Annotated in this window: 21 protein-coding genes; 9 read left to right on the top strand and 12 right to left on the bottom strand. The window is 69.1% G+C overall.

Annotated elements, in window-relative coordinates:
* Positions 1–198 precede the first annotated feature (198 nt).
* The 3 genes from ACFZBT_RS29995 (at position 199) to ACFZBT_RS29985 (ending at position 6353) form a co-directional block, all read left to right on the top strand.
* A complete protein-coding gene (locus tag ACFZBT_RS29995; protein WP_391109944.1) occupies positions 199–888 on the top strand; it encodes a LuxR C-terminal-related transcriptional regulator in 690 nt (229 codons plus the stop codon).
* A gap of 409 nt (positions 889–1297) precedes the next feature.
* Positions 1298–5887 carry an RICIN domain-containing protein gene (locus ACFZBT_RS29990; RefSeq protein ID WP_391109940.1) on the top strand — a complete coding sequence of 1530 codons (4590 nt, stop codon included), beginning with the start codon at positions 1298–1300 and terminating at the stop codon, positions 5885–5887.
* 49 nt (positions 5888–5936) lie between these two features.
* Positions 5937–6353 carry a hypothetical protein gene (locus tag ACFZBT_RS29985; protein WP_391109937.1) on the top strand — a complete coding sequence of 139 codons (417 nt, stop codon included), beginning with the start codon at positions 5937–5939 and terminating at the stop codon, positions 6351–6353.
* A 163-nt stretch (positions 6354–6516) separates the two neighbouring features.
* Here ACFZBT_RS29985 and ACFZBT_RS29980 read toward each other — a convergent pair whose 3' ends face one another.
* Both ACFZBT_RS29980 and ACFZBT_RS29975 read right to left on the bottom strand, forming a co-directional pair.
* On the bottom strand, positions 6517–6831 hold the full coding sequence (locus tag ACFZBT_RS29980) for a hypothetical protein (RefSeq protein ID WP_391109934.1): 315 nt from the start codon (positions 6829–6831) through the stop codon (positions 6517–6519).
* A 50-nt stretch (positions 6832–6881) separates the two neighbouring features.
* A complete protein-coding gene (locus tag ACFZBT_RS29975; RefSeq protein ID WP_391109931.1) occupies positions 6882–8561 on the bottom strand; it encodes a sodium/solute symporter in 1680 nt (559 codons plus the stop codon).
* A 164-nt stretch (positions 8562–8725) separates the two neighbouring features.
* Here ACFZBT_RS29975 and galT point away from each other — a divergent pair, with 164 nt between their 5' ends.
* The 3 genes from galT to galK are packed head-to-tail and all read left to right on the top strand — an operon-like array spanning position 8726 to position 11939.
* The gene (galT, locus tag ACFZBT_RS29970) at positions 8726–9787 is read left to right on the top strand and encodes a galactose-1-phosphate uridylyltransferase (RefSeq protein WP_391109928.1); all 1062 of its coding nucleotides are present in this window, start codon (positions 8726–8728) and stop codon (positions 9785–9787) included.
* Positions 9784–10746 carry a UDP-glucose 4-epimerase GalE gene (gene galE / locus ACFZBT_RS29965; RefSeq protein WP_391109925.1) on the top strand — a complete coding sequence of 321 codons (963 nt, stop codon included), beginning with the start codon at positions 9784–9786 and terminating at the stop codon, positions 10744–10746. The genes galT and galE overlap by 4 nt, the downstream gene beginning before the upstream one ends.
* A 26-nt stretch (positions 10747–10772) precedes the next feature.
* A complete protein-coding gene (gene galK / locus ACFZBT_RS29960) occupies positions 10773–11939 on the top strand; it encodes a galactokinase (protein WP_391109923.1) in 1167 nt (388 codons plus the stop codon).
* A gap of 59 nt (positions 11940–11998) precedes the next feature.
* Here the strand turns inward: galK and ACFZBT_RS29955 are convergent, their stop codons facing one another.
* The 3 genes from ACFZBT_RS29955 to ACFZBT_RS29945 form a co-directional block, all read right to left on the bottom strand.
* The gene (locus tag ACFZBT_RS29955; protein ID WP_391109920.1) at positions 11999–12895 is read right to left on the bottom strand and encodes a hypothetical protein; all 897 of its coding nucleotides are present in this window, start codon (positions 12893–12895) and stop codon (positions 11999–12001) included.
* A gap of 105 nt (positions 12896–13000) precedes the next feature.
* Positions 13001–13456 (bottom strand): hypothetical protein, encoded by a 456-nt coding sequence (locus ACFZBT_RS29950; RefSeq protein WP_391109918.1) that lies wholly within the window; start codon positions 13454–13456, stop codon positions 13001–13003.
* Positions 13457–13743: 287 nt separating this feature from the next.
* Complete coding sequence (locus ACFZBT_RS29945; protein WP_391109915.1) at positions 13744–14202, bottom strand: GNAT family N-acetyltransferase; 459 nt, start codon at positions 14200–14202, stop codon at positions 13744–13746.
* 301 nt (positions 14203–14503) lie between these two features.
* Here ACFZBT_RS29945 and ACFZBT_RS29940 point away from each other — a divergent pair, with 301 nt between their 5' ends.
* Positions 14504–15271 carry a LuxR C-terminal-related transcriptional regulator gene (locus ACFZBT_RS29940; protein ID WP_382576742.1) on the top strand — a complete coding sequence of 256 codons (768 nt, stop codon included), beginning with the start codon at positions 14504–14506 and terminating at the stop codon, positions 15269–15271.
* Here the strand turns inward: ACFZBT_RS29940 and tamR are convergent.
* Positions 15230–15727: a MarR family transcriptional regulator TamR gene (gene tamR / locus ACFZBT_RS29935; RefSeq protein WP_030242768.1), complete on the bottom strand. Its 498-nt coding sequence runs from the start codon at positions 15725–15727 to the stop codon at positions 15230–15232. The genes ACFZBT_RS29940 and tamR overlap by 42 nt on opposite strands.
* 136 nt (positions 15728–15863) lie before the next feature.
* Here tamR and ACFZBT_RS29930 point away from each other — a divergent pair, with 136 nt between their 5' ends.
* Entirely contained in the window at positions 15864–16682 is an 819-nt protein-coding gene (locus ACFZBT_RS29930; protein WP_391109910.1) for a trans-aconitate 2-methyltransferase, read from the top strand.
* A gap of 9 nt (positions 16683–16691) precedes the next feature.
* Here the strand turns inward: ACFZBT_RS29930 and ACFZBT_RS29925 are convergent, their stop codons facing one another.
* From ACFZBT_RS29925 to ACFZBT_RS29910, 4 genes are read right to left on the bottom strand one after another with little or no spacing between them, the layout of a single operon-like run.
* A complete protein-coding gene (locus ACFZBT_RS29925) occupies positions 16692–16940 on the bottom strand; it encodes a type II toxin-antitoxin system RelE/ParE family toxin (RefSeq protein ID WP_391109908.1) in 249 nt (82 codons plus the stop codon).
* Positions 16937–17188, bottom strand: coding sequence for a type II toxin-antitoxin system prevent-host-death family antitoxin (locus ACFZBT_RS29920; RefSeq protein WP_391109905.1), 252 nt, complete (start codon positions 17186–17188; stop codon positions 16937–16939). Before ACFZBT_RS29920 ends, ACFZBT_RS29925 begins: the two co-directional genes overlap by 4 nt.
* Before the next feature lie 58 nt (positions 17189–17246).
* On the bottom strand, positions 17247–17924 hold the full coding sequence (locus tag ACFZBT_RS29915; protein WP_328339654.1) for a TetR/AcrR family transcriptional regulator: 678 nt from the start codon (positions 17922–17924) through the stop codon (positions 17247–17249).
* Positions 17921–18943, bottom strand: a complete 1023-nt coding sequence (locus ACFZBT_RS29910) for a fatty acid desaturase (RefSeq protein WP_391109902.1) — start codon at positions 18941–18943, stop codon at positions 17921–17923. The genes ACFZBT_RS29915 and ACFZBT_RS29910 overlap by 4 nt, the downstream gene beginning before the upstream one ends.
* Before the next feature lie 298 nt (positions 18944–19241).
* Between ACFZBT_RS29910 and ppc the strand changes: the two genes are divergently transcribed.
* Complete coding sequence (gene ppc / locus ACFZBT_RS29905; RefSeq protein ID WP_391109899.1) at positions 19242–21974, top strand: phosphoenolpyruvate carboxylase; 2733 nt, start codon at positions 19242–19244, stop codon at positions 21972–21974.
* 90 nt (positions 21975–22064) lie between these two features.
* On the opposite strand, the gene ACFZBT_RS29900 is transcribed toward ppc, so the two are convergent.
* Together ACFZBT_RS29900 and pth are read right to left on the bottom strand one after the other, a co-directional pair.
* Positions 22065–22568, bottom strand: coding sequence for a hypothetical protein (locus ACFZBT_RS29900; RefSeq protein WP_391109896.1), 504 nt, complete (start codon positions 22566–22568; stop codon positions 22065–22067).
* A gap of 42 nt (positions 22569–22610) precedes the next feature.
* Positions 22611–23213, bottom strand: coding sequence for an aminoacyl-tRNA hydrolase (gene pth, locus ACFZBT_RS29895; RefSeq protein ID WP_391109893.1), 603 nt, complete (start codon positions 23211–23213; stop codon positions 22611–22613).
* Between the last annotated feature and the right edge of the window lie 60 nt (positions 23214–23273).

The raw sequence follows: 23273 nt of genomic DNA, 5'->3' as shown, positions 1-23273 counted from the left end.
GGTCCCGTCCCTGTTCAGGGGCGGGACCGTTCGCGTTTGGCTCAGTCAACCTCTAATGAGAGGAATTTCGGCGATCCGGGGCGATTCTCGCGGGTAGGGGAGCGCAACGTCGAACAAGCGTGTAGCTTCCGGGGGCATGAAGGCGGGGGAGCCGGGGGGCTTCCATTGGGGGGACTGGGGTGACTGGGGGGTTGCTCGATGGGAGTGCGGCTCATGGTGGTCGACGACCACCGATTGCTGGCCGAGGCGCTGGCCTCCGCGCTGAAGCTGCGGGGGCACCGGGTGCTGGCCGCGGCGGCGCCGGCCGCGGGGGCGGCGGAGCTGGTGATCACACGGGCGCCGGAGGTGTGCCTGCTGGGGACGGCCACGCCGGCGGAGCCGGGCATCTTCGACCCGGTGGTACGGATCAAGCGCGAGCGGCCGCAGGTGGCGGTGCTGGTGCTGGGCCCGGTGCCGAGCCCACGGGGCATCGCGGCGGCGTTCGCGGCGGGGGCGGCCGGCTATGTCCGGCATGACGAGCGGATAGAGGGCGTCGAGCGGGCCATCATGAAGGCCCGGGCGGGCGAGGCGGCGGTGGCGCCGCAGCTTCTGCAGGGCGCGTTCAGCGAGCTGCTGAATCCAGCGGCCCAACCGGACGACGAGGGTCAGCGGTTGCTGTCGATGCTGACGCCCCGCGAGGTGGAGGTCCTGGTCCGCGTCGCCGACGGCGAGGACACCCGCCTCATCGCGGCGGGCATGGGCATCGCACCGTCGACTGCCCGTACGCATGTCCAGCGGGTGCTGATGAAACTGGGAGTGGGATCTCGCCTGGAGGCGGCGGCGCTGGCGGCGCGGACGGGGTTGCTGGACCGGGCGGGGCCGGTGACGCGGACGGTGCCGGAGGCCTGAGAGAAGTCATGCGGCGTGCTTTGAGGCGTGGGTAGGTTTCTGGTCGATCTCGGCTCTGTGTGGCAACCGACCCGGGGTCGTGTTCACGAGATGAACACAGTAATTCCCCAGGTGCGTCACTGATCTTGTGGCTGTGAGGCCGGTAGACCCCAGGGGTTCTTTCCTGCCACGCCGCCCGCGCTTCGAAGAAAACCCCCTAGCCCATTCGAACGTCAGTGCCTAATGTGATCGTCGCGCCGGGCGGGGCTGACTACTCCGCCATGTCGCGCGTCAATCGGCGACCGGGGGGACACCGTCGCCACGGGGAGGGCGCACCGTCATGCCGCGGAACCGGCACCTCGCGCATCTTCTCCGCTCTTTCTGACGGGCGCCCCTGGACGTCTTCCTTCGCCACGAGGGGGATGCTTTCTTGCGCCCAAGACCGGGGCCTTTCCTGCCCAGAACCCGCTTCATGCCCAGACCGGGCAGATCCCGTCTACTGACTTCTGCCGTGACGTCCGCGGCGGCCGTAGCCGTACTGGCCGGACTGGCGGTCCAGCCCGACGCGCTGGACCGGCTCACCGGCACGCAGGCAGCAGCCGAGGCGAGCGCCTCGGAGGACTGGGCCGAGGACACGGCAGCCGAGCGGCTGCGGCAGGACCAGTGCCTGATGGCGGATGTGCTGCGCCTGGGTGGGCCGGCGATGGCCGCGACCGCGCAGGACGGGCTCAACCAGCCGCCGGACAAGCTGCACGTCCTGGCCGACCGGGAGTACTGGGAGGACACTCCGCTGGCTGTCGCGTACCAGCGGGACAGGGACGTGGCCGAGAAGGAGCTCGATGCCGTCCACGCCCTTCGCGACGAGTGGGCGAAGCCCCTGGACGGCCTGGAGACCCCGGGCGGGTTCACCGTCTCCGATTTCCACTGGCCTCCTGGAGGGCCAGGGGACGATGAGGAGGACTTCCACAGCCAGACCGGTCTGACCAAGTGGATCGCTGACAGGTTCTGGCAGTCCGAAGGGGACTTCTACGAGGACCCCACCCCCAAGGCCGACGACAAGACGCTCAAGACCATCACCGACCTGGGGACCCCGCTCTACGGCGACAAGCCCTACGATCCGGACCTGCCCCCTGGGGAGCGGCAGCGGCAGTACGAGGAACGGCGCGCGTTCCAAGGGCTGTTCAACACCTTCAACGGCAAGGGCGCCGACGACGCCCGGCTGTTCCTGGCCTCCGGCGGCTTTCCCCGCACCGCGCCGGAGCCCGGTACCGCCGAACACCGGATCGCGGTCGAGGACATGAAGACCAGGTACGCGTCATGTGCCTGGCGGGACCCGATCGACCCGAACAAGGCCTGGGGCGGCATAGCCGACACGGCCACTGCGGAGTGGCAGCGGGAGATCGCCTCGCAGGCGGTCCAGCGCAACCAGATCCTGAAGTCCGGCAAGGACGCCACCAACGCCCTCGCTTCCGGCGCGAAGGCGCTGGGGAACATGCTGGGGCACTCGTGGGTCGCCGACCGTCTGGTCCGTTGGCAGGACTACTGGTCTCCCGGCGGTGTGGGCTGGATCGGTGACTCCTCGGCGGTCATCCAGGTCGAGGCGGCCAAGGGCAAGTGCCTGGACGTGCAGGGCGCCAAGACGGCCTCGGGCACCCCGGTCCAGATCTACACCTGCAACGACTCCTACGCACAGCAGTGGCGGCTCCGGGGTACGTCCGGCGACGGCTACGCCCTCGTCAACGTCAACTCTCAGAAGTGCCTGGACGTCGAGAACAGCAACCCGGCCAACGGCACGAAGATCCAGATCTGGACGTGCAACGACAGCAAAGCGCAGCGGTGGGACTTCGACGTCCGCGCTGCGGGCGAGCTACGCAACGCCGCCACGGACAAGTGCCTGGACCTGAACAAGTTCGACAACAGCCACGATGCCTGGCTGTGGGCGTGCAACGGCACGAACCCGCAGAAGTTCCGGATCGTCCCCGAGGGCCACAAGGGCACGGACAGCCAGTTCTACCCGGACAAGGCGCAGTTCGAGAAGGCCAAGAAAGGCGTCACGGCGGCGCAGGCGGGAGCGAAGAAGCAACTCGACGTTCTCAAGGCCCAGTTGGATGCGGCGCAGAAGCACGCTACCGCCACGGACATCGCGCAGAAGGCGGCGTACGCCGTCGCCGACGAGGCCGGTGCCCCGCGCGGCCGGGGCCTGCTGGTAGGCCAGCAGAAGGCGCAGGTCACCAAGGGTGCCGTTGCCGCTCTGGAAGCGATGGTGAAGGCCGGCACGACCGCAGAGGCCGCCACCCGCGCCTCCGCCGGTGACAGCGCGACCATCGCGCAACGCGCCCTGGCCCAGGCGGCGCAGTCCAAGGCCGAGTTCCGCAAGGCCGCGGCGGCGATGGCCGAGTCCCAGGCGAAGGCAGCGGCCGACGCTGCCAAGGTGCACCGCGACAACGCCAAGAAGGACAAGGAGACCGCGGAGGCCAAGCTCGCCGAGGCCCTGAAGGCCGAAGGCGACGCCAAGGCGGCCGCTGCCAAGGCCCGTGCCGAGCGCCTGGCCGCCGAGGCCGAGGAGAAGACGGCCGAGGCGGAGAAGAAGACCGCAGCGGCCAAGCAGGCCGAGGCCGCCCAGCACAAGAAGAACGCCGAGGCGGAGGCGACGAAGGCCAAGGACGCCAAGGACAAGGCCGAGGCGGCCGAGGGCACCGCGGTCGAGAGGAAGAACGACGCGGTCAAGGCTCGTGACAACGCCATGGCCAAGCGGGACGACGCGTGGGACGCCGAGCAGAAGGCCGACGCCGCCCGCGCCAAGGCCGATGCCAAGGGCGCCTATGCCGACTCCCTGGAGGCCGGGGAGGCAGCCGACGCCGCCCGTACCGCGGCCAACGCGGCGGACAAGCACGCCGACGACGCCGAGGCAGCGGCCACAAGGTCTCGTTCCGAAGCGGACGCCGCGACGAAGGCTGCCGCGGACGCCGACGCGGCAGCCACGCGCGCCGAGGCGGCGGCCAAGCGCTCCCGCGCACACGCGGACGGCGCCCAGGCCGCGAAGCTGAAGTCCGACGCCGCGCTCAAGACCGCGACGAGCGCCGCGGCCGAGGCCATCGACGCCTCCGAGCATGCCTCCTCCGAGGCCAAGTCGGCAGTCGAGATGGCCGACGAGGCGGAGAAGCAGGCCAAGACGGCCAAGTCCCACGCGGACACAGCGAACCAGGAAGCCGCCAAGGCCCTGGTCGCCTCCGCGAAGGCCGCGGGCTTCGCGCACGTCACCGCACAGGCCGCCGTCGACGCCGGCAACGCCGCCGCCCAGGTCGCCAAGCCGGCCAACGACGCGATCCAGCTCGGTTCCCCGTACATCGACACCGACTCGGCAGCGGGCCTGGTGGTCCTCACCGGCCAGGCGTCCAAGACGATCGCCGAACAGCAGCAGTCCGTCGCCGACGCCCACGCCAAGAACGCGGCGGCAGAAGCCTCAGCCGCCAAGAACCTCGCCGACCAGGCGAAGGGCGACGCCAAGGCCGCCTACCAGCACGCGGCCAACGCTGCCGGACACGCGGCGACCGCCCGCACCTACGCCAAGGAAGCCCTCGGCTACGCCGCCGACGCCGCCAAGGCCGCGTCCAAGGCGACGGCGTCCCTGGCCCGCACCGCCGAGTACAACCGCCAGGCCACCGAGGACGCAGAAGCCGCAGACAAGGCAGCCGGCCGCGCCGAGAACCACGCCAAGGACGCCCGGGATTCGGCCGACCAGGCAGCCCTCGACGCCGAAGCCGCCCGCACGGCCGCTTCAGCGGCCGAAGAGGCCGCCAAGGACGCCCGGGCAGCGGCCGACCGCGCGGATGCCGCCGCGACAGAGGCGGAGGAAGCGGCAAAGGACGCGGAGAGGTATGCCAAGGAGGCCCAGGAGGCAGCCGAGCGCGCCGAGGAGGCGAGCAAGGCGCAGCAGATCACCTCGGGCACCACGGTCGACGACCTCGGAGTCGCGATCGGCAGTGTCTTCTACATCGTCGACCGCATCCAACCCGTCGGCGATCCCGAGGTGGTGAAGGAGGAGAACTGCAACGTCATCGTGCACGTCGGCGACTGCGTGATCACCGCGAAGATCAAGTTCAGCGCGGTCGTCGACCTGTACCTGTGCACTGCGAAAGACCTGGATCTGTCGCACTACAAGTGCCCTGCACAGGCCACCGTGTACCTGGACACGAAGACTCTGCCGGAAGAATCGACCACGGTCACCCACACCATCTCGATGGCCGAGTTCAACTCCGGCATCGACCCGGTGAAGATCCTGCTGGGCGACTTCATCGAATGCGGCCAGAAGATCACTCCTGGTGGCGCGAGCGGTAGCTGGTCCGGCTGCGCGTGGGCGGCGGGCTGGTTCGTCGGAGGCAAGGTTCTCAAGGTCACCGCCGACGCGGTGAAGGCTCTGGACGCCTCCCTCAAGACGGGTATCGGCTTCACGAATGCCTGGAAGGGCCTGCGCTCCCTCGGTCTGACCGACGACGTGATCGCCGGCATCGGGACCAAGGTGCTCAGGGAACTGGGCGAGACGTGCAAGAAGACGTCCCGCACCACGTTCGCGGCACCGGCGGCGAGCGCCGCCGATGGCTGCTGGATCGAACTCGGTGGTCCGGGGTCATGGACCCCTGAAACGGAATCGATGAAGGCCGTCGACGCCGCCTATCAGCGGGCGGTCACAGGCGGAGTCCCGGAAGGCTTCGTCTACAAGGTCCCTGATCCGTCCACGCCGAGTGGGTTCGTCAAGTTCGACGGCTATCTGAACGGCACTCTCATCGACGCCAAGAACCTGCACTACGCGGACAGCTTCATCGACGCGAGTACGGGCAAGCTCCGGTTCCCCACGAAGGAAACCGGCACGATGAAGAAGCAGGTGGCGGCGGCGAAGGGCGTACCCGTCGTGTGGTACATGAACAACGAGAAGACCGCGATCGCTCTTCGGCACTGGGCTGCCGACAACGGCGTCGAAGGCATCAAGTTCGTGTTCAGGCCCGTACCCGTAACAGGCTGAGGAAACCGGAGTCCGGCCATCTCGGTGGCCGGACGTCGAAAGGAGGGTCATGGGCTACAGTCCGTCGATCTATAAGTTCGTCGACGGCGGTGACGTACCTGTTCCGCCGGACCTCGACGTGGTGCGGGCAGTTCTGGAGCCCCACGACGTCGGGGACCCGCGACTCACCGTGGCCGAGGACGGCAGTCTGCGGTTCTGGATCCGGGCATCCGACGGCAGCGAAGCCGAGATCTCAGCCGACGAAACCGGCCTTCTGGTGGAGCGCCCTCACGCAGGGGGCGTCTTCGCCATCGTTGCCGAGTTGGTTTCCCGGCTGGGCGCGGTCGTCGTCGATCCGACTACCGGCCGCATCGTGTGCCGCGAGGAGGAGCGCAGTCAGCTCCCTGCGGGTATGCAGGACGATGCCGTCATCATCGAGATGACGGGCGAGGCGCTGTCGGCCGCGCTCTTGGGAGCGGCTTCCTGACGTCTCGGTGACGGTCCTCGTGCCCGTGGACTGGCCCGCCGACCCGCCCCTGCCAGCCGTGTGCCGGCGGGGGCGGATCGCACTCAGCCGCCCCCCGGCTCTCACACGGTCTGGCCTCTGGGCCGGCGTTCGCACCCGTGCATCCAGCACTGACGTCCCGCCGTCACCCCCTCAGTTCGTCCTCCGGTTCAACCCCGGGCGGCGCCGGCGCCGCCGGCCTCAGCTTCAGCCACACCAGGAAGAACACCCCCAGCAGCAGCATCCCCAACCCGGTCCACAGGTTGATGTTGACCCCCTCCGCCTTGTCGATGTCGGCGTCGGACGCCGTGAACCCCGCGATCATCACGATCACGCCGTACAGCACGAACAACCCACCGATGATGCGCCGGATGTCGAACAACCGCGCGGCCGTCGCCGACTTGCCCTGCAGCTCGGTGACCTCCCGCTGCACGTCCTTGTCGGAGTAGAACTCGGACATACGTCAATCCTCCCTCGGTCAGAGAACGAGAATGGTCGGAACGGGAACGGTCAGAACGAGAATGGGATGTAGCAGGCCGCGGCCAGCACGATCGCGCCCCAGCCGAGCAGCGCCGGCTTGCGATACCAGGCCTCGTCCCCGGGCGCCGGGGGTTCCGCCATGCCGGGTGAGGTCGTGCCGTAGACCAGGCCCTGGAGTTCCTCGGCCGGCTTGGGCGCGGTGAAGAGCGACACCGCCACCATGACGACGGCGCCCGCGACGAACCCGGCGATCGCCGAGACGAAGTTGGCGCCCTGGTCGGTGGGGATGTCGACGATGTCCTGCTTGTAGAGGACGAAGTAGTTGACCATCGCGGCGGTGGTGCCCACGAGCAGTCCCCAGAAGCCCGACTTCATCGACGCCCGCCTCCAGAACATGCCGATGATGAAGACGACGAACATCGGCACGTTGAAGAAGGAGAAGAGGGTCTGCAGGTAGGCCATGATGTTCGAGAAGGAGCGGGCCAGGAACGCCGTGCCGATGGAGGCGAGGACGCCGATCGCCGTGATGAGACGGCCGAAGCGGACGTAGTACTCGTCCTCGCGGCCCCGGACGACGTACTTCGCCCAGATGTCGGTGGTGAACACCGTGTTGAACGACGACACGTTCGCCGCCATACCCGCCATGAACGCCGCGAGGAGGCCGGTGACGGCGATGCCCAGCACGCCGTTCGGCAGCAGCTGTGCCATGAGATAGGGGATCGCGTCGTTGTACTGGAGGTCCGAGCCGGAGGTGCCGATCTTGGGGACCAGGACGGCGGCCACCAGACCCGGGATCATCACCAGGAACACGATGAAGATCTTCGGGAACGCGGCGATGAGCGGGGTGCGCTGGGCCGCCGAGAGGTTCTTCGCGGACAGGGCGCGCTGCACCTCGGCGAAGTTCGTCGTCCAGTAGCCGAAGGACAGCACGAAGCCGAGGCCCAGGACGATCGTCAGCCAGTTCGCGCCCAGCGGGTTGTCGCTGCCGATGCCCGTGCCGCCCCAGGACGTCATGAAGTCGGCGCCCCGGGAGGCGGTGAGGGAGTCGGACAGGCCGTCCCAGCCGCCCACCTTCTTCAGGCCGAGGACCGCGATCGGGATGAGCGCGGCGAGGATGACGAAGAACTGCAGGACCTCGTTGTAGATCGCCGAGGACAGGCCGCCGAGGGTGATGTACGCGAGGACGAAGAAGCCGGCGACGACGATCGCCACCCACTCCGGCCAGCCCAGCAGCGCCTCGACGACGATGGCCAGGGCGTAGAGGTTGACGCCGGCGATGAGGATCGCGGCGAAGGCGAAGAGGATCGAGCTGAGCAGGTGCGCGCCTCTGTCGAAGCGCAGCAGCAGGAACTCGGGGACCGAGCGGACCTTGGAGCCGTAGTAGAAGGGCATCATCACCAGGCCCAGGAAGACCATGGCCGGGATGGCGCCGATCCAGTACCAGTGCGTCGTGTAGACGCCGTACTGCGCGCTGTTGGCGGCCATGCCCAGGATCTCGGTGGCGCCCAGGTTGGCGGCGATGAAGGCCAGACCGGTGACCCAGGCGGGCAGGGAACGCCCGGAGAGGAAGAAGTCGAGACTCGTCTTCACCGAACGGCGGGCGGCGAAGCCGATGCCGAGGACGACGACGAAGTAGATACCGAGGAGTGTGTAGTCGAGCCAGTTCGTGGGGAGTCGCAGCTCGGCCGATAGATGTGTGGGGGTTTGCACTAGCCCTCGCTTCGTTGCGCGAACCGATACCTCGCGGAATCTACGCCTCCGCGTTCAGCAATTGAACACGCCCAGTGATGCTCTTTGTTGGATTGTGATGTTGACGGGTGGGGGGATCGATGTTTTTATATGTTTGGTTATGTTTGAAGGATGAGGAGTCCGGCGTGAAGAAGACCTCGACCCGGCTGGCCGACGGTCGCGAGCTCATCTACTACGACCTGCGCGACGACACCGTGCGCGACGCGACCGACCGCCGCCCGCTGGACCGCACCGTCACGACGTCCGAGATCCGCCGCGACCCCCTGCTCGGCGACTCCGTCGCCATCGCCTCGCACCGCCAGGGCCGCACCTACCACCCCCCGGCCGACGAATGCCCCCTGTGCCCCTCCGAGGGCGACCGGCTCAGCGAGATCCCGGACTCGTCGTACGACGTCGTCGTGTTCGAGAACCGCTTCCCCTCGCTGGCCGGAGACTCGGGCCGCTGCGAGGTCGTCTGCTTCACCTCCGACCACGACGTCTCCTTCGCCGGCCTCACCGAGGAGCAGGCGGGCCTGGTGCTGGAGGCGTGGACGGACCGCACGTCGGAGCTGTCCCATCTCCCCTCCGTCGAACAGGTCTTCTGCTTCGAGAACCGCGGTGCCGAGATCGGCGTGACCCTCCAGCACCCGCACGGGCAGATCTACGCCTACCCCTTCACCACCCCGCGCACCGCCCTGATGCTGCGCTCCGTCGCGACCCACAAGGAGATGACCGGCGGGGAGAACCTCTTCGACGCGATCCTGGAAGGGGAACTCGCCGACGAGCGGGTCATCCTGGAGGGTGAACACTGGGTGGCATTCGTGCCATACGCGGCGCACTGGCCGTACGAGGTGCACCTCTACCCCAAGCGCCGGGTGCCCGACCTGCTCGGTCTGGACGCGGAGGCGCGCACAGAGTTCCCCAAGATTTATCTGGAACTCTTGAGGCGCTTCGACCGGATCTTCGGTGAGGGCGAGCCTCCGACGCCGTACATCGCGGCCTGGCACCAGGCACCGTTCGGCGCGCTGGAGGAGTTCGACGGGATCGTGCGGGAGGACTTCGCACTGCACCTCGAGCTTTTCACCATCCGCCGCACTTCCGGCAAGCTGAAGTTCCTCGCGGGTTCCGAGTCCGGCATGAACGTGTTCATCAACGACGTGCCGCCGGAGCGCGCGGCCGAGCGACTGCGAGAGGTAGCGAGTTCATGAGCGGGAAGTACCTGGTGACAGGCGGTGCGGGCTACGTCGGCAGCGTGGTCGCCCAGCACCTGCTGGAGGCGGGCCACGAGGTCGTCGTCCTCGACAACCTCTCCACCGGCTTCCGCGAGGGCGTCCCGGCGGGCGCGACCTTCGTCGAGGGCGACATCCGCGACGCCGCCAAATGGCTGGACTCCTCGTACGACGGCGTGCTGCACTTCGCCGCGTTCTCCCAGGTCGGCGAGTCCGTCGTGAAGCCGGAGAAGTACTGGGACAACAACGTCGGCGGCACCATGGCCCTGCTGGCCGCGATGCGCGAGGCGGGCGTGGCCAGGCTCGTCTTCTCCTCCACGGCCGCGACGTACGGCGAGCCGGAGCAGGTCCCGATCGTCGAGTCGGCGCCCACGTCCCCCACCAACCCCTACGGCGCCTCGAAGCTCGCCGTCGACCACATGATCACGGGTGAGGCGGCCGCCCACGGCCTCGCCGCGGTCTCGCTGCGCTACTTCAACGTCGCGGGCGCCTACGGCGAGCACGGCGAGCGCCACGACCCCGAGTCCCACCTGATCCCGCTGGTCCTCCAGGTCGCGCAGGGCAGGCGCGAGGCGATCTCCGTCTTCGGCGACGACTACCCGACGCCGGACGGCACCTGCGTACGCGACTACATCCACGTCGCGGACCTCGCGGAAGCCCACCTGCTGGCGCTCCGGTCCGCCACCCCCGGCGAGCACCTCATCTGCAACCTCGGCAACGGCAACGGCTTCTCGGTCCGCGAGGTCATCGAGACGGTCCGCAGCGTGACCGGCCACCCGATCCCGGAAGTGGTCGCCCCCCGCCGGGGAGGCGACCCGGCGGTCCTGGTGGCCTCGGCCGCCACCGCCCGCGAGAAGCTGGGCTGGAACCCGTCCCGCGCGGACCTCGCGGGAATCGTCGCGGACGCGTGGGACTTCGCGCAGCGACGCGGCAACTAGTACGTACGGAAAGTCAGGGGACAGGCATGAGCGAGGCTGTGGCGGAGACGGTCGCCGCACGGTTCGGCGAGCTGTACGGCACCGAACCGCACGGGGTATGGGCGGCACCGGGCCGCGTCAACCTCATCGGCGAGCACACCGACTACAACGACGGCTTCGTCATGCCGTTCGCCCTGCCGCACACGGCGGTGGCGGCGGTGTCACGCCGCGAGGACGGCGTCCTGCGCCTGCACTCGGCGGACGTCGAGGGCGGCGTGACCGAGCTCCGCCTCGACGACCTGTCCCCCGAGTCGGACAAGAACTGGACGGCGTACCCGGCGGGCGTGGTCTGGGCCCTGCGCGAGGCCGGCCACGCGGTCACGGGCGCGGACATCCACCTGTCCTCCACGGTCCCCTCGGGCGCGGGCCTCTCCTCCTCGGCGGCGCTGGAGGTAGTGGTAGCGCTGGCCCTGAACGACTTGTACGCCCTCGGTCTACGAGGCTGGCAACTGGCCCGCCTGTGCCAGCGCGCGGAGAACGTCTACGTCGGCGCCCCCGTCGGCATCATGGACCAGACGGCATCCGCCTGCTGCGAGGCCGGCCACGCGCTCTTCCTCGACACCCGCGACCTCTCCCAGAAGCAGATCCCCTTCGACCTGGCGGCCGAGGGCATGCGCCTCCTCGTGGTCGACACGCAGGTCAAGCACTCCCACAGCGAGGGCGAGTACGGCAAGCGCCGCGCGGGCTGCGAGAAGGGCGCGGCCCTGCTGGGCGTCAACGCGCTCCGGGACGTCCCCTACGACGAGTTGGACGCAGCGCTGTCCCGCCTCGGCGACGAGGAGGAGGTCCGCCGCCTCGTCCGCCACATCGTCACGGAGAACGAGCGCGTCGAACGGGTGGTGTCCCTGCTGGAGTCGGGCGACGACACCCGCGCGATCGCCCCGATCCTCGTCGAGGGACACGCCTCCCTCCGTGACGACTTCCGCATCTCCTGCCCCGAACTCGACCTGGTCGTCGACACGGCCCTCGCCTCCGGCGCCCTGGGCGCCCGCATGACCGGCGGCGGCTTCGGCGGCTCGGCGATCGTCCTCGCGGAGGAGACGGACGTCGACGCCATCACCAAGGCGGTGACGGAGGCGTTCGCGGCGGCGGGCTTCACGGCACCGCGGGTGTTCGAGGCGGTGCCTTCGGCGGGGGCGCGACGGGTCCGCTGACCCAGCACGATGAAAGCGGCCCCCCCTCACTCAGGTGGCAGGGGCCGCTCTCGGAACTGTCAGCGGTCGACGGCCTGATACTCCTGGACCTGCACGTCCGTCGTCGTGGCGAACGTGCCGTTGGGCAGGTCGCCACCCGTTCCGCCCGAGCCTTCCCAGGAGATCTCCCAGGTGAGGGTCGCCTCAAGGGGGTAGGAGCCGTCACCTGTCGACCGCAGGTACCGCACCCCGCACGGAGGCGTCAGCTCCGCCTTGCCCCTGGCGTACGGCTCGCCGATCGAACCGTCGTCGTTGATCCCGCACTCCCCGGACGCCGGCAGGCTCTCCGCGTCCTCCGTCCCCGGATCGATGTGCAGACTCACCGACTTGGCGGTCGTGGTCGCCCACAGCCCCGTACCGGGCAGACTCGCCGTGACCGAGACCGGCTTGAAAGCGCCCTTGTCCAGCCAGATCCAGGTCGGCGCGTTCACCGTCGACTTGCCGTCCGGGGCCAGGGAGATCTTGGTCGGGGGTACGACCGTTCGCTGGTGCGCGAGCCCGGCGAGGGTCTCGGGGTCGATGGCCTGGGGGACGTCGGGGGTCTTGCCGTTGTCCACCCAGAAGGGGTCCCGTGTGCAGGTCCTGGCTGCCGGGTCGTCCTTCATCTCAGGGTTCTTGACGGCCACCCACCACATGCCCTCGTCGTTCTTGTCGACGTTGAAGTCCTTGTAGGGGTGGCCCTTCTTGTAGCGCGCTTGGACGTCCGCGATGCCCTCGGGCTCGCCACCGGCGGACTCGTACATCGACCACTTGGCCTCGTTGAATGTCTTGAAGTCCTTGGCCTTCCAGTACGGCTCATACCAGCAGGCCGACGGCTCCCAGTCCACGGCGGTGGAGGTGACCGGACCACTGTCCTTCGCCTTGGCGCCCGGGACCTTGAAGCTGACGTGGGATTCCAGGGCCGGGCCGGAGGACACACCGGATGTGTTGCTCTGCCGGGTCCCGACTTTGTCGAACACTCCAGCGGCAGCCGGAAGAGTCCCGAGGCCGACCAGTGAGCGCCGAGCCCCCCACGCACCGCGTCAGGGCTGGCACTTCTGCGACCCCCGGTCCTCTGTGAGATCCCACGTCTGCCAGACACCGTCATCGTTCTTCTTCACGCCGAGGTTGTAGAAGACGTAGCTGTTGGGCGTGGTCTTGGTGCCCTGCATCTTGTTCGTCTCGCGGTTCTTGAGGTCCGCCTTGCTCTCGTCGACGCAGTACGTCAAAGCCGCCGACCTCTTGTCGTCGAACACCGTCACATTGCGGTCGAAGTAACGAAGGGTGCCGGCCCAACTGGTCTTCTTGTCGATTGCGCCCTTCACGTACTCGTAGACGCCGACCATCGCGTTGTCCGTGTAGTAGAAGGCTATGCCCGACTTCTTCATGTCACCGGACGCCATGGCCTGCCACACCGTGCTCTCGGCCCGCTCATTGTCCGCGAGAATCGCGTCCTTCGTAGCGTCGCCCGGCTGCTGTCCCTCGAAGACCATCTTCATGTCACTGGGCAGCTTGATCACTGGCCGATCGATCCCATCCGCCGGCGCGGACACCGACGGCGAAGCTGACGGCTTCTCAGCCGAATCCGCTCCCGCGATCTTGTCGGAGGACGACTCGTCACCTCCCCCCGAGCCACAGGCCGTCAGCAGCAGGGCCGCGGATGCGGTGAGCGCGGCCGTCACAAGCCGAGCGGGGCGGTTCACTGTGTCTCCCGTTGATGATGTGGGGGGATAACTCAAGCGAACCCACGCTATCGACGGCCGAATCCGCGACGGCAGAGAGGTCCTCAGCCCAGCCTCTTCGTCAGCGAGTACTCCGTGATCCCCGGCGGATAGTCCGGGATTACGCACACCACCTCGTACCCCTGCTTCTCGTAGAAGCGAGGCGCCTGGAAGTCCCAGGTCTCCAGGCGGGACGAGAGGCAGCCGCGGTCCTTGGAGGCGATTCGTTCCGCCTCGTGGAGCAGGGCCGAGCCGAGACCCGTGCCGCGGTGGTGTTCGTCGACCCAGAGGTAGGTGACGTGGAGCCAGGTCGCCCAGGTGTAGCCGACGAGGCCGCCGGCCAGCGCGTCGTCCGCGTCGTTCACAGCCCACACGTGCAACGGGACGTCCCTTTCGTCCGGGGTTCCGCGCAGGGCTCGCAGGATCGGAGAGGCGTTTGTGTTCGCTTCCCGCAGGCGCGTGCGGAGCAGATCACGTCGGGCCTTGTCGACTTCTGTCTCAAGACGGAACATGCGGCACACCATAAACGCGCTGGACGGTCAGTTCTGCAAATAACCTTCCGCTCCCGGCCCCCGCCCGTACCCTGATGAACAGTGCCGGTGGGGGCCGGCGCCGATCAGGGGGCGAGTCAGCCGGGTACGACGCCCGGGGTGGGGGTAGCGGTTTCTGCACGGCGGCGGCCGTGCGGCGGCGGCGACCCGGTCAGGCCGCTGCGAGACGGATGAACAGGCGCAGAGGCCGGGCACTCCGGCGTCGTACCCGTGCGGTGTCGTGTTCCGACGATGGGGAATCCCCTGCTCTCAGGAGCCTGGGGAAGGGGGTTACGTGGTTCGCATCCGAGTCCTGGTCGTCGACGACCATCGCATCTTCGCCGAGTCACTCGCCGCGGCCCTGGCCGCCGAGCCCGACGTCGACGTCTCCGCGGCCGGCAGCGGTCCCGCCGCGCTGCGCAGCCTGGAGCGGGCGGTCGCCGAGGGGCGGCGCTTCGACGTGCTGCTCGTGGACGCCGATTTGGGCGGCATGGTGCCGGGCATACGGCCGGCCGTGCCGGTGCAGGAAGGCAATGAGGACGGGCTCGTCGACGGGATCTCCCTCGTCACGGGCGTGCGGTCCGCGCAGCCGAACGTACGGATCGTCGTGCTCGCCGAGAAGGACGACCCGCGGCGGGCGGCGCTCGCTCTGCAGGCCGGGGCCTCGGGGTGGGTGGCGAAGGACTGTTCGCTGTCCCGGCTGCTGACCGTCATCCGCGGGGTGCTGCGCGACGAGACCCATCTGCCGCCCGCCCTGCTGACCGGCGTACTGCGGGAACTCACCGCCGCGCGCAAGCACCGCACCGAGAGCGAGCGGCTGGTCGAGTCGCTGACGCCGCGGGAGCGGGAAGTGCTGCGGTGCATGGTGGCCGGGCTGGGCCGGAAGGCCGTCGCCGAGCGGCTGTATCTGTCGCCGCACACCGTGCGGACCCATATGCAGAACGTGCTGGGCAAGCTGGGCGTGCACTCCACGCTCGCCGCCGTCGCCCTGGCCCGGCGGGCCGGGGTCGGGCCCGTCGACCTAGCCGGGGATGTTGTCGAACGGGGCGGTCAGCTGGCGTAGCAGCCCCGCCAGTTCGCCGCGCTGGGCCCGGGAGAGTTCCGCGAGGATCGCGCGCTCCTGGTCCAGCAGTCCCGCAAGGGCCTGGTCCGCGCGGTCCCTGCCCTCGTCCGTCAGCCGGACCAGGACGCCTCGGCGGTCGCTGGGGTCGGGGAGGCGTTCCACCAGGCCCTTCTTCGCCAGGCGGTCGATGCGGTTCGTCATCGTGCCCGACGTGACCAGCGTCTGGGTGAGGAGCTGCCCCGGCGAGAGCTGATACGGCGTGCCCGCGCGGCGCAGGGCCGTCAGGACGTCGAACTCCCATGGCTCCAGGCCGTGCTCCGAGAAGGCCAGCCGACGCGCCCGGTCCAGATGCCGGGCCAGTCTGCTCACACGGCTGAGCACCTCGAGCGGTTCCACGTCGAGGTCCGGGCGCTCCCGGCGCCATGCTGCGACCAGCCGGTCGACCTCGTCCTCCATGACGATCAGTGTAGTGGTTGTGTCGACGTAGAGTCTCTTGACGTTAATTTTCTTGACGTCGAGATATTTCGGCTGTCACGGTGGGTGTGCGCCCCGCGTTCCTGACGGTCACCCAGCTGGACATCTGGAGGAGTTCATGCCCGCTGCCGCCCCCACCTGGGACCCCGCCCAGTACCTCCGCCACGCGGGCCACCGTGCCCGTCCCTTCGCCGACCTCCTCGCCCGTGTCCCCGAGCCGCCCGGCGGCGCCCCCCGCATCGCCGACCTCGGCTGCGGACCCGGAAACGTCACGCGGTTCCTCGCTGATCGCTGGCCGGCCGCCCGGATCACCGGCTACGACAACTCGCCCGAGATGCTCGACAAGGCCCACGTCGATCACCAGGGCCCCACCGAGGGCGGGGGGCGTCTCGACTTCGCCCACGCCGACGTACGCACCTGGGCGCCGGCCGAGCCGTACGACCTGATCGTCAGCAACGCCACGCTGCAGTGGGTGCCGGAGCATGCCGAGCGGTTCGCCGACTGGGTGGCCGGGCTGAAACCGGCCGGCACCTTCGCCTTCCAGGTGCCCGGGAACTTCGACGCCCCCAGCCACCGGCTCATGCGCGAGATCGCCGGTTCCCCGCGCTGGCGCGACCGGCTCGCCGGCGTCCTGCGCCACGCCGACGCCGTCCTCGCGCCCGAGGCCTATCTGGAGCGCCTGACGTCCCTCGGCTGCGTGGCCGACGTATGGGAGACCACGTACGTCCATCTGCTGGAGGGCGGGGATCCGGTGCTGGACTGGGTGCAGGGGACCGGGCTCAGGCCCGTTCTCACGGCACTCGCCGATGAGCCTGAGGCGCGGACCGAGTTCCAGGCGGAGTACGGAGCCGCCCTGCGCGAGGCCTATCCGGCGGGGCCGCACGGCACCCCGTTTCCGTTCCGCCGGGTTTTCGCGGTGGCCCGGAAACGGGGGTGAGGGGGTGGTTCAGGCCGTGCGGCCGACGTGGGTGATGAGAATGCGGATCACCTCGTCGTCGATGGCGTAGAGGACGCGGTAGTCGCCGACGCGGAGTCGGCGGAAGTCCCAGCCATACGGGGTGGAGCCAGAAGGACGCGGCGTTTCGGCGAGTGCGTCGACGGCCTCGTAGACGGCGGCAAGGCCGACGGGGTCGTCCTTGAGGAAGCGCACGGCCGCGTTCGTGGCGTTCGGCTCCCAGATGATGCGGTAGGTCACGGACGCAGCCCCAGCATGCGCCCGACCTCTTCGTGTGAGGTGCCCTCGCCGAGCGTGCCCTCCGCCTTGCGCCGCTGATAGTCCGCGACCGCGAGGGCGTCTTCGAGATCCTCTATCACCTGGGGAGACACGAGCAGCGCGGCCACATGGCCGTGGTCGGTGATGGCGATGGTCTCGCGGCTGTGGGCCGCGCGCCGGACCAGGTCGCCGAGCTGGGAACGGGCCGCGCTGATCGGGATCTCGGTCATGGCCACATGGTGTCACAAGAGTAATCTAGTGATTCGTTTCTTCAGGTTCTGTCATGCACTAGCTCTTGCGGCGCCCTATCAAATGCGGCTTCGCCTCTATGCCGTCCAGGCCGTGCCAGGCCAGATTCACCAGGTGCGCGGCCACCTCGGCCTTCTTCGGCTTGCGTACGTCCAGCCACCACTGGCCGGTCAGGGCGACCATACCGACCAGGGCCTGGGCGTAGAGGGGGGCCAGCTTGGGGTCAAAGCCGCGGCTCTTGAACTCCTTGCCGAGGATGTCCTCCACCTGGGTGGCGATGTCCGAGATCAGGGAGGCGAAGGAGCCCGTCGACTGGGGGATGGGGGAGTCCCGGACCAGGATGCGGAAGCCGTCCGTGTACTCCTCGATGTAGTCGAGGAGGGCGAAGGCCGCCTGTTCGCAGAGTTCGCGCGGGTGACCGGCCGTGAGTGAACTCGTCACCATGTCCAGCAGGCACCGCATCTCGCGGTCCACGACCACCGCGTACAGCCCCTCCTTGCCGCCGAAGTGCTCGTACACCACCGGCTTGGAGACCCCGGCCTTCGCCGCGATCTCCTCCACCGACGTGCCCTCGAACCCCTTCGCGGCGAAGAGCGTGCGACCGATCTCCAGCAGCTGTTGGCGGCGCTCGGCACCGGTCATCCGCGTGCGACGCACGCGCCGCGGCTTGTCATTGCTGGGGGTGCTGCTCGAGTCGGTCGCCACAGCGACCATCATGCCGCCTCGACGGGCTCCTTCCCGCGCCGGGAGCCGCCTTCCCCGTCGTTACGGCGCGAATCGATACGCGAGCGTGACGGCCAGCGCACGTCGTACGCCCAGCCGGCCATCTCGAACCAGCGGATCAGCCGCGCGGAGGAGTCCAGCTGGCCGCGCATCACCCCGTGCCGCGCGGACGTGGGGTCGGCGTGGTGCAGGTTGTGCCAGGACTCGCCGCAGGACAGCACTGCCAGCCACCACACGTTGCCCGAACGGTCGCGCGACTTGAAGGGGCGCTTGCCGACCGCGTGGCAGATCGAGTTGATCGACCACGTCACATGGTGCAGCAGGGCCACCCGGACGAGCGACCCCCAGAAGAACGCCGTGAAGGCGCCCCACCAGGACATCGTGACCAGACCGCCGATCAGCGGCGGGAGCGCCAGGGACAGGGCCGCCCACAGGATGAACTGGCGGGAGATCGTCCGGAGCGTCCTGTCCTTGATCAGGTCCGGGGCGTACTTCTCCTGCGGCGTCTGCTCCTCGTCGAACATCCATCCGATGTGCGCCCACCACAGGCCCTTCATCAGGGCCGGGACGGTCTCACCGAAACGCCACGGCGAGTGCGGGTCGCCCTCCGCGTCGGAGAACTTGTGGTGCTTGCGGTGGTCGGCCACCCAGCGCACCAGGGGCCCCTCGACCGCCATGGAGCCGGCGATGGCCAGCGCGATCTTCAAAGGCCGCTTGGCCTTGAAGGAGCCGTGCGTGAAGTGCCGGTGGAAGCCGATCGTGATGCCGTGGCAGCCCAGGTAGTAGAAGAACACCAGCAGGCCGATGTCCAGCCAGCTCACGCCCCAGCCCCAGGCCAGCGGCACGGCCGCCAGCACCGCGACGAACGGGACGATGATGAAGAGGAGAAGGGTGATCTGCTCGATGGACCGCTTCTGCTCGCCGCCCAGCGTGGCGGAGGAGGGGGCGGCGGCGTCGGTGGCCTGACCGGGCGTCTCGGGGGCGTCCTCGATCACGTCGGAACTACTGGTCATACGCGTCCCCTGGGGGGTATGTGGAAGGAGAAGTGGGGGTAGCCGGGGCACGGGGACCCGTACGGCTGCTTCCTACGGTTCCGTAACCTACGGCTTCGTAAGTATGGCAGTGCGCCGCCCGGCGGCAAGAGCCCGAAAGCCTGCGCGTCCCCGCCGACACCTATCCTGGAGTCGGTCGGACAGCGCGGTCCGCTCTGATTTCTTCCCGGATGTCCGGCCCGTATGCGGCGCACGCCGCGCGAGACGCCGTCCGGGTTCCCCTCCCAGACGAGCTTCAACACTGCAAGGAGCCGCACCTGTGAGCAGTGCCGACGACCAGACCACGACGACGAGCAGCGAGCTGCGTGCCGACATCCGCCGGCTGGGCGACCTGCTCGGCGAGACCCTCGTCCGCCAAGAGGGCCCCGAGCTGCTCGAACTCGTCGAGAAGGTCCGCCGCCTCACCCGTGAGGACGGCGAGGCCGCCGCCGAGCTGCTGCGCGGCACCGAACTCGACACCGCGGCCAAGCTGGTCCGCGCCTTCTCCACCTACTTCCACCTGGCCAACGTCACCGAGCAGGTCCACCGCGGCCGCGAGCTGCGCGCCCGCCGCGCCGCCGAAGGCGGACTCCTCGCCCGTACGGCCGACCGGCTCAAGGACGCCGACCCCGAACACCTGCGCGAGACGGTCGCCAACCTCAACGTCCGCCCCGTCTTCACGGCCCACCCCACCGAGGCCGCACGCCGCTCGGTCCTCAACAAGCTCCGGCGCATCGCCGCGCTCCTGGAGACCCCGGTCATCGAGTCCGACCGGCGCCGCCTGGACATCCGCCTGGCCGAGAACATCGACCTCGTCTGGCAGACCGACGAACTGCGCGTGGTGCGCCCCGAGCCCGCCGACGAGGCCCGCAACGCCATCTACTACCTCGACGAGCTGCACGCCAACGCCGTCGGCGACGTCCTGGAGGACCTCACCGCCGAGCTGGAGCGCGCCGGGGTCAAGCTCCCCGACGACACCCGCCCCCTCACCTTCGGCACCTGGATCGGCGGCGACCGCGACGGCAACCCCAACGTCACCCCACAGGTCACCTGGGACGTCCTGATCCTCCAGCACGAGCACGGCATCAACGACGCCCTGGAGACCATCGACGAACTCCGCGGCTTCCTCTCCAACTCCATCCGCTACGCCGGCGCCACCGAGGAACTGCTGACCTCCCTCCAGACCGACCTGGAGAACCTCCCCGAGATCAGCCCCCGCTACAAGCGCCTCAACGCCGAAGAGCCCTACCGGCTCAAGGCCACCTGCATCCGGCAGAAGCTGGAGAACACCAAGAAGCGCCTCGCCAAGGGCACCGCCCACCGCGACGGCCGCGACTACCTCGGCACCAGCGAACTCCTCGACGACCTGCGGATCATCCAGCGCTCCCTGCGCGAGCACCGCGGCGGCCTCTTCGCCGACGGCCGCCTCGCCCGCACCATCCGCACCCTCGCCGCCTTCGGCCTCCAGCTCGCCACCATGGACGTCCGCGAACACGCCGACGCCCACCACCACGCCCTCGGCCAGCTCTTCGACCGGCTCGGCGAGGAATCCTGGCGCTACGCCGACATGCCCCGCGACTACCGCTCCAAGCTCCTCGCCAAGGAGCTCAGGTCCCGCAGGCCGCTCGCCCCCACCCCGGCCCCCGTCGACGCACCCGGCGAGAAGACCTTCGGCGTCTTCGGCACCGTCAAGCGCGCCCTGGAGGTCTTCGGACCCGAGGTCATCGAGTCCTACATCATCTCCATGTGCCAGGGCGCCGACGACGTCTTCGCCGCCGCCGTCCTCGCACGCGAAGCCGGCCTCATCGACCTGCACGCCGGCTGGGCCAAGATCGGCATCGTGCCGCTGCTCGAGACCACCGACGAGCTCAAGGCCGCCGACACCATCCTCGAGGACATGCTCTCCGACCCCTCCTACCGGCGCCTCGTCGCCCTGCGCGGGGACGTCCAGGAGGTCATGCTCGGCTACTCCGACTCCTCCAAGTTCGGCGGCATCACCACCAGCCAGTGGGAGATCCACCGCGCCCAGCGCCGCCTGCGCGACGTCGCCCACCGCTACGGCGTACGCCTGCGCCTCTTCCACGGCCGCGGCGGCACCGTCGGCCGCGGCGGCGGCCCCACCCACGACGCCATCCTCGCCCAGCCCTGGGGCACCCTCGAAGGCGAGATCAAGGTCACCGAACAGGGCGAGGTCATCTCCGACAAGTACCTCATCCCGTCCCTGGCCCGGGAGAACCTCGAACTCACCGTCGCGGCCACCCTCCAGGCCTCCGCCCTGCACACCGCCCCGCGCCAGTCGGACGAGGCACTCGCCCGCTGGGACGCCGCGATGGACGTCGTCTCCGACGCCGCCCACGCCGCCTACCGCCGCCTGGTCGAGGACCCCGACCTGCCGACGTACTTCCTCGCGTCAACGCCGGTGGACCAGCTCGCCGACCTGCACCTGGGCTCCCGGCCCTCCCGCCGCCCCGGCTCCGGCGTCTCCCTCGACGGCCTGCGCGCCATCCCCTGGGTGTTCGGCTGGACCCAGTCCCGGCAGATCGTCCCCGGCTGGTTCGGCGTCGGCTCCGGCCTCAAGGCCCTGCGCGAAGCCGGCCTCGACACCGTCCTCGACGAGATGCACCAGCAGTGGCACTTCTTCCGCAACTTCATCTCCAACGTCGAGATGACCCTCGCCAAGACCGACCTGCGGATCGCCCAGCACTACGTCGACACCCTCGTCCCCGACGAGCTCAAGCACGTCTTCGACACCATCAAGGCCGAACACGAACTCACCGTGCGTGAGGTACTGCGCGTGACCGGCGAAGAGGAACTCCTCGACGCCGCGCCCGTCCTCAAGCAGACCTTCGCCATCCGCGACGCCTACCTCGACCCCATCTCCTACCTCCAGGTCGCCCTGCTCAAGCGGCAGCGCGACGCCGTAGGCGCCGCCCAGGAGCCCGACCCGCTGCTCGCCCGCGCCCTGCTCCTCACCGTCAACGGCGTGGCGGCGGGCCTGCGCAACACCGGCTGAGCACCGGCTGAGCCACCCAACGAAGGTGCCCCCGGGTTCGTATCCATACGAACCCGGGGGCACCTCCGCATCACCCGACGGCCACCGACCTCACACGACGAAAAACGCCGCCGTCAGCAGCGCGAACCCCGACAACGCCAGCACCCACGCCACCCGCGTCCGCAACAACCCGCCCGCCACCACGACCGACGCCAGCAACAGCGCACCACCCAGCGGAATCCACGCGTACAGAATCCCCGCCGGACCCGAACGCACCGCGTGATCACTGTGCGGCTTCAGGACCACCGTGTAGGTCCGGCCCCTCTCCACGGCGACCGACTTCTCCAGCTCCACCCTCGGCCGCGGCTGCGCACCCTCCGACAACGGCGCGAACGCACCCGTGCACACATCCGGCCCGCACCGCGTCACATCGACCGTGCCGCGCTCCCGGCCCTTCGTCAGCATCACATGCTGCGCCGTACCCCACGACGCCCACACACCCGCGATCAGGATCAGCGCGGCGACCGTACCCATCGCCGCGAACCGGCCGAACCGCAGCACGGCACGAGAGCTCTGGCGAGAAGCGATGGCAGTGGGGGGCATGGCCGGGATCATTGGCCATACCCATACGGCCGGTCAACTCCCCGGGGTGACAAGTCAGGAGTTGTACGTACCTTGCGCCCGCTCCAGACCCTCGATCACCAGACACTCCACCGCGTCCGCCGCCCGGTCCACGAAGTAGTCCAGCTCCTTGCGCTCCGCCGACGAGAAGTCCTTCAGCACGAAGTCCGCCACCGGCATCCGCCCCGGCGGCCGCCCGATCCCGAACCGCACCCGGTGATAATCCGCCCCGAACGCCTTCGTCATCGACTTCAACCCGTTGTGGCCGTTGTCCCCGCCGCCCAGCTTCAGCCGCAACGTCCCGTAATCGATGTCCAACTCATCATGAATCGCCACCACATGCGCCACCGGCACCTTGTAGAAGTCCCGCAGCGCGTTCACCGGCCCGCCCGACAGATTCATGTACGACATCGGCTTCGCCAGAATCACCCGGCGATTCGCCGGCCCAGGCGGCCCGATCCGACCCTCGATCACCTGCGCCTGCGCCTTCCCCGCCCGCTTGAACCTCCCCCCGACACGATCCGCCAGCAGATCGGCCACCATGAAACCCACGTTGTGCCGGTTCCCCGCATACTCCGGCCCCGGATTGCCCAGCCCCACGATCAGCCAGGGAGCGGCGGCATCGGTCGTCACGTCCATGTCTCCTTCATACGCGTCGGCCGCTGCTCCGCACCGGAACAGCGGCCGACGAAACGACGA

The organism is Streptomyces sp. NPDC008137, from assembly GCF_042957035.1.
Classification (GTDB): domain Bacteria; phylum Actinomycetota; class Actinomycetes; order Streptomycetales; family Streptomycetaceae; genus Streptomyces.
Note: the sequence above shows the minus strand (reverse complement) of the source record. Positions and strands in the feature narration are given on the sequence as shown.

Excerpts from the sequence above, each read along its gene's own strand:
- ACFZBT_RS29950 (WP_391109918.1), bottom strand. The coding sequence starts at position 13,456 with ATGAAGATGGTCTTCGAGGGACAGCAGCCGGGCGACGCTACGAAGGAC.
- ACFZBT_RS29900 (WP_391109896.1), bottom strand. The coding sequence starts at position 22,568 with ATGATCCCGGCCATGCCCCCCACTGCCATCGCTTCTCGCCAGAGCTCT.
- ACFZBT_RS29910 (WP_391109902.1), bottom strand. The coding sequence starts at position 18,943 with ATGACCAGTAGTTCCGACGTGATCGAGGACGCCCCCGAGACGCCCGGT.
- ACFZBT_RS29920 (WP_391109905.1), bottom strand. The coding sequence starts at position 17,188 with ATGACCGAGATCCCGATCAGCGCGGCCCGTTCCCAGCTCGGCGACCTG.
- ACFZBT_RS29980 (WP_391109934.1), bottom strand. The coding sequence starts at position 6,831 with ATGTCCGAGTTCTACTCCGACAAGGACGTGCAGCGGGAGGTCACCGAG.
- ACFZBT_RS29985 (WP_391109937.1), top strand. The coding sequence starts at position 5,937 with ATGGGCTACAGTCCGTCGATCTATAAGTTCGTCGACGGCGGTGACGTA.
- ACFZBT_RS29915 (WP_328339654.1), bottom strand. The coding sequence starts at position 17,924 with ATGATGGTCGCTGTGGCGACCGACTCGAGCAGCACCCCCAGCAATGAC.
- ACFZBT_RS29930 (WP_391109910.1), top strand. The coding sequence starts at position 15,864 with ATGCCCGCTGCCGCCCCCACCTGGGACCCCGCCCAGTACCTCCGCCAC.
- ACFZBT_RS29945 (WP_391109915.1), bottom strand. The coding sequence starts at position 14,202 with ATGGTGTGCCGCATGTTCCGTCTTGAGACAGAAGTCGACAAGGCCCGA.
- tamR (WP_030242768.1), bottom strand. The coding sequence starts at position 15,727 with ATGGAGGACGAGGTCGACCGGCTGGTCGCAGCATGGCGCCGGGAGCGC.
- galE (WP_391109925.1), top strand. The coding sequence starts at position 9,784 with ATGAGCGGGAAGTACCTGGTGACAGGCGGTGCGGGCTACGTCGGCAGC.
- pth (WP_391109893.1), bottom strand. The coding sequence starts at position 23,213 with ATGGACGTGACGACCGATGCCGCCGCTCCCTGGCTGATCGTGGGGCTG.
- galK (WP_391109923.1), top strand. The coding sequence starts at position 10,773 with ATGAGCGAGGCTGTGGCGGAGACGGTCGCCGCACGGTTCGGCGAGCTG.
- ACFZBT_RS29995 (WP_391109944.1), top strand. The coding sequence starts at position 199 with ATGGGAGTGCGGCTCATGGTGGTCGACGACCACCGATTGCTGGCCGAG.